Here is a 14,855-nt window from a genome sequence, read left to right on the forward strand (position 1 = left end):
CCCATCGCGGCGGTGGCCGAGCGCACTCGACACACCCCAAAATTGCATTGCCAAACGAGAGCGCACGCACGGCGAGAAAGTGGCGTTACCCCTTGTCCACGCGACAGGCTTAATGCGGAGAATTACCTTAAAACCAGCGCATTAAGCTACACCGTTCCTAAAATCACGATTATAAACCTCTGGTTTTCGTGACGGTGGCGACGCGTTTGCCGACCCCACATGTGCCAGTTGGATAATCGGCTTTTTATGGACGCCCTGACCTTTAGCGACGAACACCGCGATGCCCTCCGATCCTCTGCTAAACGGATCGTACTGGTCGGCGGGGGGCGCAATGCGAACAACCTTCTGGGCGTCTTGAACGACGCTGGGGTCATCGTCTCTGCCATTCTGGATGATCGTGCGGGGGCCATTGTCCACGGCCATACCGTCCAACCCATCGACACCTACGAAGGTCCCGAATGGCGAGCCATCATCACGGTCGCTGATCCCGCGGCCCGAGCCAGCCTGATCCTACGCCCGCCGCTGCGACGCGTGATCTGGACATCCTATATAGATCATCGGGCCGCGGTATCGCCCTATGCCGAGGTTGGCGAAGGCACGTTCATCGCCCCCTTCGCCACATGCGCTGATGCCACCATCGGCCGTCACGCCTCGATTATGCCGGGTGTTGTTCTGGGAGCGAGGGTTACGATCGGCGACCACACCAACGTCCTGCCCGGTGCCACGGTCGCCAGCGACACCCACATTGGGGAGAACTGCATCATCAGCATGGGCGCACGCATCGAAGCGGGCCTCAAGATCGGGAACAACTGCCGGATCGCCCCCAACACCGTCATACGCGAGGACATGCCGGACGGCACTTTGGCCGTACCGACTGCGTCGACCCGCTACATCCTGAACCACTATTCTTAGGTAATCGCTTCGATCGAGCGGAGGCAGACACCGAGGCAGCGGTTGTCTTCGTTATAACCCGCTTGCGACGGTCGCACTGCTGAAGGGGCTTCGATCCTCAGCGTGATCGGTTCATGGGTCGGCTCGATGTTCAATGTCACCGTGCTGATCCCGCCGGACAATGTAGCGGAGACCCAATCCCCGCCCCCGATCCTCAGCGACACGCTCTGCTCGCCAAGGAACAACAAACCCGACAACGTCACGCGGATAGTACGGGCACCAGGTGCTCTGAACACCAACAGGCCGCGACGTCCGGTCCAGTTCCAGTCGTCTTCAGGAGGGAAAATGCCGGCCCACTGCCCTGCTGCATTGCCCAGAACATCCGACGCGCCGAAATAGCGGGTCGTATTTGCTGCGATCGTGACGATGGGCGGCACGGAGATCGCGGTTGCACCGCCCGACGTCGGCGCAGTCTGACCTCCACTCGAGATGACCTCGTTGTGCAGCAAGCTCCACTCAGCGAACTGATGCATGAACTTTGCACGCGCAAACTCGAGCAGTCCCTCCGGCACCGCAGAGGCAGATGCCGTCGACAGCAGATGTTCGATATCGCGCACGCGCTGGGCCCACGCCGCCAGTTCCAGATAGAGATAGCGGTCCTTGACGGCATTATTTGTGCTCAGGGCACCTTCGACGCGGTGGGTATTTCGTGGGTGCTGGCGCCACTCGATCAACGGTTCGCAGATGTAGTGATGCGTCCCGACAAGGCTCGCCCGCGGGCCCAGAATAAGGTCCAGCCCATAGGGGCAAAGCTCGGTGTCCAGCGGGAAGTCTTCAATCAGACTACGATGGAATGCGGACGTCGCACCGATCCAGCGCACGTTAAAGATTTTGGACACCGCGTCGAAGGGATCTTTGAGGATGCAATCATCGTGTTCTACGTCCTCGATCGCTATCGGAAGGCCTTCCATCGATGTGCGCAGGGCGTTGGACGTCACCAGCTTGCACTCTGGATCGGCGTCGAAACGGGACAGGATCGCATCAAGTCGACCGGGCAACGAAACGTCGTCGCTGTCGGCCTGAATGATGATCTCAGCTTTCGACAGCTGCAGAACTTGCTGTATGACGGCCAGCCCCGAGCGTCGGTCGTTACGCACGACGACAGCCGACACGTCCGGCCGCGTGGCGATTGCATCCAGCGCGACTTGGAGGCTGCGATCACTGGATCCGTCGTCAATGATGACGAGGTCGATGTCCGGACGCCATTGCTCCAGCAAGCTCTCGATCTGCTGAGCAATCCATCGCTCGTTCTCGTAAACCGAAATTACAACTGAAGCGCGACAGACAACGGCGGAACTCGACAACTTGGATTAGGCTCCAAACGACTTTGCATAAGATCAGCCGAAAGAGCGCGCGTTAAATGCTACCCAAACTTGATTTATTGAAATCAAATCTATCTAAAGTATTAAAACAACTGCACTTCGTCTTTTAGGCCGACGCCGATATCTACTATATCAGCACGTCTACTTGAAATACCGATCTCGTGGACATGCTTCAAATCTACGCAGTTATCGCCAAAATACGCTGTGTTTAGTGAACACAGATTACGGTCCGATGTCTAAGGCCGACCGCTAGTCATAGACTTCCGGATCGTCATAGCTGCCATTGCGCCGTACGAGCTCCGACCAGAAGTCAATCTCGCGAAGCTCTGTCCAAGGCTGCTCGTCCCGTCTGTTCTCTTCTCTGTCGAAATAGTCCGCCAGATTGGCACCATAGTGAATGGTATCAGACCCATAGACCGAGAAGATCGGGTTGCCCGCCACGTTCGGGGTCGCGGGCAAGTATCGGTGCGCCAAGATCGGAATGAGTTTCGGTGCTTTGCTGACAACCGCTCGAAGTACGTCCTCGCGATCTGTGACCTCGGTTGGGCGATCTCCCCATTCAGGCCACCACAAGCCTTTCTTCTCAACATCGATCAGCAGACCCTCAAATGGCCAAGCCAATGAGGACACAACCTCTTGCTCGTCATTCCAGTCCGGCCCCTCGACCGGACGCCGATTCCGCAAAAGTTCGACCAAATCCGGCGGGAAGCTAATACGAAACCGCGTCTGCGCCCTTTCGAGCTCCGCCGCCGTATAGCCCGATGTCCAGAGTATCTTCGTAATGCACTTAGATGCCCCGCAGTAAGCCAGACCCTGGCGCGCCCTGCAGGACTCGAACCTGCAACCGTCCGCTTAGAAGGCTAAACAAAATTCTTTGAAAACCGTAGGATAGCTGTAAAACGCGCGCGCAGCTGCATCAACGAATACAAACACTTACCGGCGACGCGTAAAACTTCAGCGAGGCGTTGGGGACATTGACGTTGCTGATGCGCCCAGTGATCCTTGGGTAAGGAGGTTGTGAGGCGGACATATCTAACAGCACTGTTCTGCCTAGGTTTCGGGGCAGTGCCCCCCTGCTCCCATTCATCGTTAGCATTCATATGCTCAGTTTGCCTCTTGTCGGCGTGTCCAATGCGCACTTTGAAGCGGTCTTCACTTGGTCTGGTGTGGGAATAACCCACTGCACTCGTCGATTCGTATTGGGTGATGACAGCCTCGCCCGTCATCAAATCACTTGCGCACCATGAAACGGGAGAGCTATTCCCAAGGTATGGCTAGTTTGATGGGTGATCTGGACGTGCGGCGTGCCGTGCACGCGCGAATGTTAAGGTTCGCCCGTGATCGTCAAGATACTTTGGTTATCGACGAGCTTGGCCTCGATCACGGTGCCTGCCGTATCGATATCGCAGTGATTAATGGGCATATCCGTGGCCTTGAAATCAAGGCAGAAGCGGATACTCTCAGCCGACTTCCTAATCAGATTGCCGCTTACGGCAACGTCGTTGATAAGGCCTCACTGATCGTCGCAGAGCGTCATTTAATGGCAGCTTCGGCGATGCTTCCTGATTGGTGGGGCATTGTTCTGGTTAGCCGTCACAAAAACGGTCAGGTCGCACTCAAACGGCTCCGTGAGGAGCGCGTCAACCGCGCCACCGACGCTGTCACCCTCGCGCGATTGTTGTGGAGACCCGAGGTCGTGCAGGTGTTGCGAGAACTCGGTCATTCGGAACGGACGCTACGAGCGCCGCGGGAAGAGCTCTATGGTGTCCTTGCGCTCAGTCTTACACGCCGTGAACTCGGGCGACGTGTTCGTGAGGCACTGAAGGCTAGGGAATCCTGGAGAGATCGTCCACGACCACAGTGATGTGGTGATTAGTTGCGACCCACTTCCAAGTAGTAGCATTGCCCCTCGTTTCAGTGCCCGCATGGCAACCGCTGATATAGGCGCTGCCTTGCGAAAACGTGGGTCCCCTGTACTGGCCTGAAGTTATGATAGACTGGCAAAGGCTCGGATATGCGTGATTTGTCTGACCCTTTAGCCGCTTCGTTCGAGCGACCAGCCAGCCGTCGCGAACGGTATATCTAATATTAGGCGAGCCGCGCATGAAACGCATATCGCCTCTCGGAAAGTCGATGGCGGCAACTGCATAATCACCAAAAGCTGGTCGGCGCTCTTGAGCCGTTAATGCCGTGATGAGGGTTTTATATAGTCGCCATTCAAGACGATCTATCGTTTGTATCGGTAGAGTCAGCGCCGTTAGCGTCTCGGGAAACGAGGCCCCGAGCACGACGCTGCTTCGGGCACCGAGGAAAGTCGGCGACGCCAATGCAGATCGGATTATGGCGATTAAGGCGGCCTGCGGCTCGTAAGACGGTGAACGGAGGTCAAGGACAATGTCCAATTGCGGCGGCGCTATTGCGATCATTCCGAGAAGGAACGCGACATTGACTGCGAAGTCAGGGTCAAGAGCCTCGTCAAGGGTGCATCGCAGAACCACACCATTCATGTCTTGTGCAGCGATGTCGCGGACAGCGATCTGGTAGTCGAGATCGCTGGACAGAGCTATGACTGGAGTCAAAACAGCCCCTTGCGCCCGGGCCGCATTGAACAGAAATGTCATAGGATGACTTCCGTCAGCCATCCGTGTCGCAGTAAGGAGCTGACGGCCATCCAACAAAGCAGGGTGCTGACCCCAGCTCTTTTGCAGTTGGGCACCGAAATCCAACAGTTGCTTGTCGATCGTTTTTACTGGTCTCAATTTCTCAAAATCGAAATCTGGTTCGAGGACTTCGATCAAAGGGACGACTAAAGATTTACAAGCTACGCTGAGTTTAGAGAGAGCCCGGTATTCCCCAGCCCGCCAGCGAAGGACAGGTACATATTGTTTAGGCGATATCGTCAATAGAGCCTCACAGACTGAACTGGCGACGGACTTCACCCGCCCCAACAAGACCCCGCAACAGACTGTAGTCCCCCGCTTCTCGACGGACTCTCCCAGCAATAACTGCTGGCGCAACTCCAAACCGCTTCGCGTCGGTCATCACAGACTGCTCGGTTCGACTGAACCGAGAGATCGCGAGCTCCCACTGAGCTGTCGGAAGCAAAGCTTCCTGTGCGAACATATCCGCTTCGCTTTCGTGGTCGCCGCACGCGGGGCTCTCGGTGTTGTCAAAAATCGCGGTAAAGGCCTGCCCTGCCCCGATATGAAGCTTCAGATGCCCGATCTCGTGCATAAGAGTGAACCAAAAATTATCCAGTCGATCGTGTCGCAGCGTCAGAGCAACAACACCAAAGCCTTCTTGTGCATACAGGGCTGCACCGTCGAGCAGGGTCCCAGGTAAATGTCGCTCTACGACCAGAGCAATTCCAGCGTCGCGCAGATAGTCGACGACCATGGCAGGCCCTGTCGGTTCCAACGAAAGACTTACAAGGCCTCGTATCCAAGCATCATCTAAACGTTGACGATCAAAGACGACAGAAGGAGCAGCGTTCAGGGCCAAGCGACGAACTCGCGCTTCCCAAGCAGCTATTGACGCCTCATGGACGGAGCCGTTTGCCCTGACTGATTTACGATGAAGTGCAATCGGAACTAGCTGAGAGCTTGCACCTCGAAGGAAAGCTGGCACCAGCTCGCTGGCTGACTTGCGAGCTTGTGCCAATGTACCCGCAAAATCCTCAAACCAACCGCGCTTGTACATTTCCGCGATCGGAAAGGCACTCCAAGCGCCTGGGTCTACAGATTCCATGTGGCTGTCACCCACGAGCGAGGCACGGTTCTCAATCATTACGCCAAGAGCGTCGGATATCTCCACAAGCCGCCCAAGACTCGCCGACCGATAGCGCTCCGCTTCATAGCGCTGCACTTGCTGTTCCTTCATGCCGAGAAAATCCGCCAAATCTTTCTGGCTCATTCCGCGCGCAATCCTAGCGCGAACGAGAATTTCAGGAAGCTCGGATAGCCTCTCGGCTTTAAACTCTTTAACCGCACCTGACTTTAAAAGCTCATAGTCAGCTATAAGCTCTTCGAGTTCGGCGATCTGGTTAGCCAAGGCGCTGCCGACTATTTTTGAAAAGATTGGATCAACGTCGCTGGCTGTCGGAGCATTCGCTGCCGCCGTTAGCTTATCGAGCATAACTCGGGTAGAACGATACTGCTTTTCGTTGGTAATCATGGTGCCGCCCCTGTCGAGGTCGTCAATAAAATGCGCAGGATACCCTTCGGCTGACCTGATGTTTTCTCAACTTGAAAGAAATCGACAAATAGTCCGCCGCCGCTTTGGGCGTAGGCTGGAAACATTTCGCCGAGATATTTAGCCTTTTGGGCTTGTCGTTTTCCGCTGAAGTCCTGAAGGACGGGATCCAGTTTGGAAAAATCCATACCGGCGTGATCCCAGCATCCATCAAAGTCGTCTGGATGATCCTTGGCTGTAGTGAAGCTCCCGTCAAGGAAAAGAATACGGCAGCCCGCAGCACGAAGACTATCGACCGCACGTACAAAACCCGCGAACAACAACTCACGATGGGGTGTCGTCGCGAAGCGAGCGGCGATCTCCTCAATCGTCGCATCGTGAACACCCGGGGGCAATACCGCCCAGGGCGAACCGTGTCCAATGTCAATCAGATCAGGAATCATTAGACCCAACATTATTGTTGTGTCAGCTTATGTCAAGTAACGTTGGAATCTGATTGGTCGCGACATTCGTATGCTAATGCCACCTCAAAAGCCTTAGTTTTGAGTCTATCTGGATCATTTGCACGGGATAGTGCCTTCACAGATCAATCGATCACACTGGCTGAACTAAGGGCCGCCATCAAGAAGATGGAACTGCCGAAGAATCCAAACTACGGTCGAATTGGGGTCAAGAACATTAAGCCATTGGACTGCAAGGAACTGCAAGGCTCACTCAGACGATCCAGTACTTTTCTAACCCACCACTGAGCTTATTTTACCGACCATAATAATTGCAAGGATAGCGACACATTAAGCCCGGGGGTGGCGCGGGGGGAAAAGCGCGGGGTTTGGGGCAAGGCGGCGCAATTCGCCACTGAGCGGCCAAAATCGCGCTTTGCGGACCAAAGTCGAGCCGATCCGCACCGACACGGCCTAGCGGCGGCGCTCCCACCACATGACGTCGAGCGCCCCGAGCAGCATCTGCTTCCCCTTCGGCGTCAGCAGCTGGATTGGCCAGTTCCCATCACGGAAGGCTGCGCTGTAGGTAATGATGCCATCGCACTCGGGGCAGATCCGCAACTGGTCCCACAGGCTGAACTCCTCGCCTTTGGCCTCAGCGATCTTGGCGGGATCGACCCTGCCGTGGCGCTTGCAGTGATGGCAGTCCCAATGGACGCTGACGTGATCAGCGGCCATTGCTCCGACAGTTAGGGACCAGGCGGGTTCGATCATGATCTTGCCTTACGCCCGCCGGTCCCGCGCCGCTAGCGTATGTTGCTAATTTGTTCTGCTTTGAGTTTCGGATCTGGCGCGGGCGAGCGCCTGCCCTACCCGCGCCGGCGATCGCGATCAGCGATTGGTGATGATCACCTCGCGGGCTTCGACGGCTCCGTTGCCGGCCAAACCATAGGACGTCCCGACGCCCTCGATCGCGAACTGCCCGAAGATCTCGCGCACCTCCGGTCGATCATTCAGAGACACGATGAACCGGCCCTTGATCGACGCCAGCCGCTCGGCCATGCGGGCGAACTGATCGCGCCCGAAGCCGTCGCCATAGTAGGTCTCGGTCCCGTAGTATGGAGGGTCGAGATAGAACAGCGTCCCCGATCTGTCGTATCGATCGATGAAGGCGAGCCAGTCCAGGTTCTCGATCGTGACATCCTGCAGACGGTTGCCGGCAGCGATCAGATCCTCGGACACCGATGACGATCGGAACCGTGACCGACCATCCAGGCAGACGCCGAAGTGTTGACCGATGACCTTTCCACCGAAGGCCAGCTTCTGCAGCTGGACGAACCGCGCCGCCCTCTGAAGATCCGTCATCGATGTCGGATCCGCAGCCTTCAACTGGTCGAAGTCAGCGCGGCAGGAGAAGGTCCATTCCAGCAGCTGCGTCAGCGCCGCCGGGTGCGCCCTCATACAGCGAAACAGGTTCACAAGTTCGCCATTCCAATCATTGATGATCTCGGCCTTGGGGCGCAGCTTGCGCCGGAAAAACACCCCGCCCATGCCGACGAACGGCTCGGCATACAGATCATGCGGCGTGGCTTCGATCATGGCACACAGCCGCTTCGCCAATCCCCTCTTGCCTCCGACATACGGGGCTACAGGACGAACAGGCTTAATTGCGCTCATCGCGCTCAATTTGGTTGAACTCACGTCAGACTCAACAATATGTAGCCCGCGCCTGGACAGGCAGCGGGGCATGACGAGGGTGGCCACCCTCTGATGTGTCGAGTTACGGCTCGGCGGCTTGGGTGCTTCAACACCCAGGCCACCGCTCAAAATGCCGTGGCCGCCACTGAACTTCTTTGATTCGAAGAGCGGGTCACCAACCTGCTGTTGTAAAAGCCCGCTACGACAAATTGACCACTTAGAGACCTTCGCCCAGCCTCCATTTCGAGTGTTCAATGCACGATGATCTACTTGGTAATCGTATTGAGAAAATCTCTCACGAGATCCGACGCATAGAGGCGTCAATTGCTGATGGATCGTACAGCGAGCGTTTGGAAGGCCTGTATGAAACACTTGTCGATCTCGAGGCTGTAAAGGTCAAGCGGGATCTTGTTGACGCCCAACGCCAGGTCGCGGCCTCTCAAGATGCGGCGACTAAAGCGCAATTGGCCGAAACTGCGCTTCAAAACGAGATCCGTGGCAGAAGCGACGAACAACAATATTGGTCCCGTCGGTTTCTGACGTCGCTGACCGTGGCTCACGGCGTCGGCTTTGTCACAAGCTTGACTGCGCTAACTCGTCAGCCACCACCCATAACAACGCCGGTAGCTGCTTTTGCTATAATATCGACGTTCGGACTTGGGCTATTATTCATGGGATCATTGCCCATTTCGATGGCTCGGATAGACCCTTCGAACCCAAATCCCAAGAGAGACGCTCACCGCTTGTTCACCGCGAAAGTTTTTGCTGCCGTAAGCGTAGCCCTACTCATATTGGGGACTGTCGGTGTTGGCAGCGTGGCTTTCAACACTTTCCAATCTAGCACTGGTACGTCAGCTGATCGCCCAACTACCTCGGGTTCGCGGGCCGTTGGCATACCAAGTGATGAAGCTCATCCTCTCGCCGCCGTCTGAGTGACCGCAAGAGGTCTTTTTGCTTTTGTCCCCTGATTACAGCATCAGGGTGGGAAGCATCGATCAATCTGCCCAGCTGGTGAATCTCTGACGTAAGCCTCTCGATATCCTCATGGGATTGAGTCATAACGAACTCCCTATCGTGAGAATTCAAGATTACAGCGGTATCAGCAAAGCACAACCGTAGTTTCCCTCAGGGATTAACCGCAGTCCGCGCCTTGAACCGCACCACCTCCATCCCCAGCCAGTCATTGATCGCCAGGAACCGTTGCTGCAGCGGCTGGATCTCGTTGCGATAGAATACGGCGTCTGCCTTCTCGACATCGCCGAACCCGCCTGCGTTGGCCGGTACCACGCCCAGCAGCTGCGGCGGGACGCGGTGCGCGGCCAGTACATCATCGCGGGTGATGTTCTTGATGCCGACGAACTCGTCCTTCGCCGCCGCCTCTCCGGGATGCAGCAGCTGGATGCTGTCCTTCTTGCCCTGCGGCAGATGCACGAACATCGAGCGGAAGTTGCCGACGCCCTTGGTGTCCTTCATCGCCTTGCGCAGCGCGTCCGCATCCTTCTCGGTCAAGCCGCCCTCGCCGACGTACATGATGAAGCCGGCATGCGCGCCATTGATGTAATAGCGACGACGGAACAGGGTCGCGCCTTCATTCAGGAACGCCGACTGCAGCGCGCTGAGATACTCCGGCACCCCGTAGATCTCCTGGTCCAGCCAAGGCTGCATGCCGTGGAAGACCGTATCGGGCTTGAACCAGTGTTCCTTGTTCCAGCCGCTCAGGAATACGAACTGGCCATCCTCGACGCCGCGGCGGGTATAGCGCGCCAAGCTGCGCTTCAGCTTCATCGGACGGCCCAGCATGTTGTCGACGCGCTCGACGTAGAAGTTCGCCAGGACAAGATGATCGAGAACGATGCCCTCGAACGTGGCGCGATCCAGCATCGGATGCGGGATGAAGTCGCGCAGCAGCTGGTTCACCTTCACGCGGAATGCGCTGGAGTGGTGCGACGCGGCATTGCCCGCCTTCGACAAGGTGTCGAGCGGCAGCGGCGGCTGGTAATAGACGCCGCCGGCTCCCCTCACCTCCCAGCAATCCAGACCTTCCATCAGATCGCGACGGTTCAGCACCGGTTCCGCATCGCCCAGCGCAAAGGCCGTTGCCGATGCCGGGGCATTGGTTGCAGCTTCAGGTCGGTCTGCTCTGGCCTTAGTCATCGCCGTAAATCTCCACAGTGGATTCATGTCCGCCCTCGGCTCCGATGGCGGCTGAAATTGGTTCATTGATCAGGGATTGAAGCAGCGCCCAGGCCAGATCGGCGTGTCCTGCTTCGCGGGTTCTGCCGGCTTCGTAAGTGACTTTACGGCCCGACGCGGTCGTGGTGCGCCGGATCCCCATCAGCGCATTGGCCAGATCCCGGAACTCGGCATCGAACTCGAGCCGGCCCTTGGTGATCACGTCCAGCGCCTTGTAAACCATCTGGGTCTTCAGGAAGGCGTCATAGACGTGGCCGACCGCGGTCGGGAAGAAGGTGTTGACCAGCTGATAGACGGCGTCACCGATGCCGGTCTTGTCGATATCGATCTTGGTGACGTTGTAACGCTGGGTGTAGTCGCGGATGACCTCGGCCTGTTCGTCGAACCGGCTGCCCGCGAACTGGCGGCGCTCGATCACCCGGAACTTGCCGCCCGGTACCTTCGGCGGTGCCAAAACGATCAGCGCGGCCTTGTCGGCGTTCTCGCCGTCACCGTTCGGGTCGTATGACAGCCAGACCTCACCGGCATAGGGCCGGCCAGCGCGCAGGATGATGCGCGCCTGGTCCACGTCAGGCCAAACGTCTCGCGGATCCACCATGCACGGCCCGATGACCGCCATCGGGAAGACCGACATCGTGTCATCGACAAAGCCGCACATCAGCAGATTGTCGAACTCCGGCGCGGAATACTCGTCGCGCAGTTCGTCGAGGTCGAACAGGTCGCAGCCCAGCCGCGCCGCGTCCTCGATCGTGACCTTGTGACGCCAGATCTTGTCCGCCCCGACAATGCCATCCTCGTGCAGCGCTGCCGACATCACGTCGAACAGCTGGCGCTTGTCCTTTGATCGCTTCTTGTTCCAGTCCTCGCCGGTCCAGAACCTATAGGCTTCGTGGGTGATGGCGCTCGGCGTCGAGAAGTAGGTCTTCCGATACCGCTTCTGCATCGCCATGCCCGACGCGACCTTCTTCAGCGTCTCGAAGCCGTAAACCCAGAAGAATTCATCGAAATAGAAGTCGCCATGATAGCCCTGCGCCGTGCGCGCATTAGTACCAAGGAAGACCAGCTCCGGTTGTTCGAGCAGCTGGCCGTTCTCGTCACAGCCGCGATCGATGACGATAGGATCGCCCGTCAGTTCGACACCGATCTCCTTCATCACGAAGGCCCGGATATAGCCCTTGAACACATGCGCCTGGTTCTTCGATGCCGACAGGAAGATCTGGTTCTTGCCCGTCTCGAGCGCGACGATCAGCGCCTCGAGCGCGAAGTAATAGGTCGCGCCGATCTGACGCGACTTCAGGATCATGCGGTTGCGTAGATCACGCTTCGACCACCAGATCTCCTGATAGCCGAACATAAGCTTTTCGAGCGCGGCCTTCAGCTGCGCCGTCTGTTCCGGCGTGATCCGGTTCTTTTCGGGCTTCTTCTTCGGTCCAGCGTTGCGATTGCCGACCTTGGGGTTGAGGTCGCCTTCGTGGCCGCCTGGTTGCTGGTACCGGCGGATCCGCGCAAATCGTTCGGCCTGCCGTGACAGCAGATCGATCTCTTTGAAGTCGAGGCCGGTCTTCGCCGCCTTCATCGTCAGCGCGACATAGCGAGCCTCGGTCACGCCCTCCATGCGCTCAAGCGGGCTGGCCTCGTCCCATTTATCGCGGCTCTTCCAGCTGGCGATCGTGCCTTCAGGCAGTTCGAGCAGCTTGGCGATATCGGTCAGCCGCCACATCGACCAGTAGAGGAATTTGGCGGCGCGGCGTTCATCCAGCAGCGCCGTTACCGGGAAGCCGAAACCGCCGCACGACGCCAGCAGCGCGCCCAGATCATCTGGCCCACCTGGCTCCGGTCCATCCTGTTTTATCGGCTTCATTCGCATGGTGCGGACGCTAACCGCGCCGGCGTCGGGGCTTGACCGGTCCATGTTGTAAGAACCGCCCCGCACAACAGGCCTGCCTTGAGAATGAAGGGCTAAGGCGGGCGTCTTGGAGGCCTCAGAGGCCCGCTTATGACGGGCACACCCAATCAGGACCGATCAGGAACCGTCATGGCCGATAAGACCGCCCGCTTCTTCCGTGTTGCCGTCGAAGGCGCCACCGCTTCGGATGGCCGCACTATCGAGCGCGTCTGGCTCGAACAGATGGCCGCTTCGTACAACGCCGACACCTATGCTGCCCGCGTGAACATGGAGCACATCCGCGGCTTCACCGGCGATGGCCCGTTCAAGGCGTATGGCGACGTCCGCGCACTTAAGACCGAAGAAGTCGAGATCGAGATCGACGGCAAGACCGAGAAGCGTCTGGCCCTGTTCGCGCAGATTGACCCGACCGACGAGCTGGTCACGTTCAACAAGGCTCGCCAGAAGATCTTCACCTCCATCGAGGTCGAGCCCAACTTCTCCAATACCGGCAAGGCCTACCTAATGGGTCTGGCCGTCACCGACAGTCCCGCCAGCCTCGGCACCGAAGCCTTGCAGTTCAGCGTCAACAGCAAGGAGCCATTCGCGGCCACGCTGAAGCAAGCCCTCGACGACCGCAAACAGCACAAAACCAGCGTGTTCAGCGCCGCTTACGAAACCGAACTGAACTTCGACGCCTCCGGTGATGATGCCAAATCGGGCGGTGCTCTCACCCTTGACGCAATCGTCTCGGCTTTCGGCCGTCTAGTCGGCAAGTCGGAGCCAACCGCCCCTGTTCAGGCTTCAGCCGCCGCCGCTCCGACGGTCGCCGCAACAGCACAACCCGATCAAGCTGCCTTGGCTCACGCCTTCAACCAGTTCGGCACCGACCTGAAGTCGCTGCTGGCCGAAACCACCCAGGCCACGAACGCCCGCTTCGCCAAACTGGAGACCGAACTGGGCACTCTGACCAAGGCGCTCGAAGAGACCCCCAACAGCTCCTACGCGCGCCGCCCGTCGCACACCGGCGGCAATGGCGTCGAACTGACCGACTGCTGATCCCGCCCCTTCCCGCCACGCTCCACACGCCCAACCGCACCGGACCCGATCATGAAGACGAAAACCCGCCTGCTGTATTCCAGCTATCTGTCGCGTCAGGCAGAACTGAACAACGTCGCCGAAACCACTGTCGCCACTGGTGGCAAGTTCAGCATCGACCCGTCGGTTCAGCAGACCCTTGTTGGAAAGCTGGGCGAAAGCTCGGCCTTCCTCGGTCAGATCAACGTCATCGTCGTTGACGAACAGTCGGGCGAGGCCCTTGGCCTTGGTGTCGCCGGCACCATCGCCGGGCGCACCAACACCGAATCCACCGACCGCGAAACGCGCGACCCGACCTCGCTGGAGGCCAACAGCTACTTCTGCAAGCAGACCAACTTCGACACCCATGTCAGGTACGCGAAGCTGGATATGTGGGCGAAGTTCGCCAACTTCCAGGCGCTGATGCGCGATCAGATCCTGCAACAGCAGGCCCGCGACATCATCATGATCGGCTTCAACGGCGTCCAGGCAGCAGCCACCACGGACCGCACCACCTATCCGATGCTGCAGGACGTCAACATCGGCTGGCTGCAGAAGATCCGTGCCCATAAGCCGACTGCCGTCTTCAAGACCGGCACGATCGAGGCCAACCATATCCATGTTCGCGCCACCCAAGGCGATTACAAGAACCTGGACGCGCTGGTCTATGACGCGCTGCAGAACTTCATGCCGGAATGGGCGCGCGACGACACTGAACTGGTGGCCATCGTCGGCGGCGGTCTGCTGCACGACAAATACTTCCCGATGGTCGACGGTGAAGACAAGCCGACCGAGAAGATCGCTACCGACATCCTGATGTCGAAGAAGACGCTCGGCGGCCTGCAGGTGGCCAAGGTGCCGTTCTTCCCTGCCGGTACCATCCTGATCACCCGCCTGGATAACCTGTCGGTCTATGAGCAGGAAAACACCCGCCGTCGCACTATCATCGACAATCCTAAGCGTGACCGCATCGAGACGTTCGAGTCGGTGAACCACGCCTATGTCGTCGAAAGCTACGACTACGCCGTGTTGATCGAAAACATCGTCGTTGACGAGCCGGTCCCGCCCCAAGGCGGTTAATCGGCCCCTCTCACCCCC

At 58.1% G+C, this 14,855-nt stretch carries 14 protein-coding genes; 5 read left to right on the forward strand and 9 right to left on the reverse strand.

The features are described from left to right. Nucleotides 1-246 precede the first annotated feature (246 nt). The gene (locus LOX95_RS05490; RefSeq protein WP_242913454.1) at nucleotides 247-912 is read left to right on the forward strand and encodes an LbetaH domain-containing protein; all 666 of its coding nucleotides are present in this window, start codon (nucleotides 247-249) and stop codon (nucleotides 910-912) included. Here the strand turns inward: LOX95_RS05490 and LOX95_RS05495 are convergent. Together LOX95_RS05495 and LOX95_RS05500 are read right to left on the reverse strand one after the other, a co-directional pair. Beyond that, nucleotides 909-2,255 carry a glycosyltransferase gene (locus LOX95_RS05495; protein ID WP_242913455.1) on the reverse strand — a complete coding sequence of 449 codons (1,347 nt, stop codon included), beginning with the start codon at nucleotides 2,253-2,255 and terminating at the stop codon, nucleotides 909-911. The genes LOX95_RS05490 and LOX95_RS05495 overlap by 4 nt on opposite strands. Nucleotides 2,256-2,522: 267 nt before the next feature. Next, complete coding sequence (locus tag LOX95_RS05500; protein ID WP_242913456.1) at nucleotides 2,523-2,747, reverse strand: hypothetical protein; 225 nt, start codon at nucleotides 2,745-2,747, stop codon at nucleotides 2,523-2,525. A 796-nt stretch (nucleotides 2,748-3,543) separates the two neighbouring features. Here LOX95_RS05500 and LOX95_RS05505 point away from each other — a divergent pair. Then, nucleotides 3,544-4,137: a sce7726 family protein gene (locus LOX95_RS05505; RefSeq protein ID WP_242913457.1), complete on the forward strand. Its 594-nt coding sequence runs from the start codon at nucleotides 3,544-3,546 to the stop codon at nucleotides 4,135-4,137. Here LOX95_RS05505 and LOX95_RS05510 read toward each other — a convergent pair. The 5 genes from LOX95_RS05510 to LOX95_RS05530 form a co-directional block, all read right to left on the reverse strand. Then, a complete protein-coding gene (locus LOX95_RS05510; protein ID WP_242913458.1) occupies nucleotides 4,100-5,212 on the reverse strand; it encodes a beta family protein in 1,113 nt (370 codons plus the stop codon). The two genes, LOX95_RS05505 and LOX95_RS05510, sit on opposite strands and share 38 nt — an antisense overlap. Continuing rightward, entirely contained in the window at nucleotides 5,184-6,446 is a 1,263-nt protein-coding gene (locus LOX95_RS05515; RefSeq protein ID WP_242913459.1) for an XRE family transcriptional regulator, read from the reverse strand. Before LOX95_RS05515 ends, LOX95_RS05510 begins: the two co-directional genes overlap by 29 nt. Continuing rightward, nucleotides 6,443-6,919 (reverse strand): DUF6932 family protein, encoded by a 477-nt coding sequence (locus tag LOX95_RS05520; protein ID WP_242913460.1) that lies wholly within the window; start codon nucleotides 6,917-6,919, stop codon nucleotides 6,443-6,445. Before LOX95_RS05520 ends, LOX95_RS05515 begins: the two co-directional genes overlap by 4 nt. Before the next feature lie 459 nt (nucleotides 6,920-7,378). Then, nucleotides 7,379-7,678: a hypothetical protein gene (locus tag LOX95_RS05525; protein ID WP_242913461.1), complete on the reverse strand. Its 300-nt coding sequence runs from the start codon at nucleotides 7,676-7,678 to the stop codon at nucleotides 7,379-7,381. Nucleotides 7,679-7,795: 117 nt separating this feature from the next. After that, on the reverse strand, nucleotides 7,796-8,653 hold the full coding sequence (locus LOX95_RS05530; RefSeq protein WP_345791438.1) for a DNA adenine methylase: 858 nt from the start codon (nucleotides 8,651-8,653) through the stop codon (nucleotides 7,796-7,798). 203 nt (nucleotides 8,654-8,856) lie between these two features. Between LOX95_RS05530 and LOX95_RS05535 the strand changes: the two genes are divergently transcribed. Then, nucleotides 8,857-9,534: a hypothetical protein gene (locus LOX95_RS05535; protein WP_242913463.1), complete on the forward strand. Its 678-nt coding sequence runs from the start codon at nucleotides 8,857-8,859 to the stop codon at nucleotides 9,532-9,534. A gap of 193 nt (nucleotides 9,535-9,727) precedes the next feature. On the opposite strand, the gene LOX95_RS05540 is transcribed toward LOX95_RS05535, so the two are convergent. Then, entirely contained in the window at nucleotides 9,728-10,756 is a 1,029-nt protein-coding gene (locus LOX95_RS05540) for a phage portal protein (RefSeq protein WP_242913464.1), read from the reverse strand. Then, a complete protein-coding gene (locus LOX95_RS05545) occupies nucleotides 10,749-12,656 on the reverse strand; it encodes a terminase large subunit domain-containing protein (RefSeq protein ID WP_242913465.1) in 1,908 nt (635 codons plus the stop codon). Before LOX95_RS05545 ends, LOX95_RS05540 begins: the two co-directional genes overlap by 8 nt. 174 nt (nucleotides 12,657-12,830) lie before the next feature. Here LOX95_RS05545 and LOX95_RS05550 point away from each other — a divergent pair, with 174 nt between their 5' ends. Together LOX95_RS05550 and LOX95_RS05555 are read left to right on the forward strand one after the other, a co-directional pair. Continuing rightward, nucleotides 12,831-13,739 (forward strand): GPO family capsid scaffolding protein, encoded by a 909-nt coding sequence (locus tag LOX95_RS05550; protein ID WP_242913466.1) that lies wholly within the window; start codon nucleotides 12,831-12,833, stop codon nucleotides 13,737-13,739. 51 nt (nucleotides 13,740-13,790) lie between these two features. Next, entirely contained in the window at nucleotides 13,791-14,837 is a 1,047-nt protein-coding gene (locus LOX95_RS05555) for a phage major capsid protein, P2 family (RefSeq protein WP_242913467.1), read from the forward strand. Nucleotides 14,838-14,855 lie beyond the last annotated feature (18 nt).

The sequence above is a fragment of the Brevundimonas pishanensis genome (assembly GCF_022750635.1).
Classification (GTDB): Bacteria; Pseudomonadota; Alphaproteobacteria; order Caulobacterales; family Caulobacteraceae; genus Brevundimonas; species Brevundimonas pishanensis.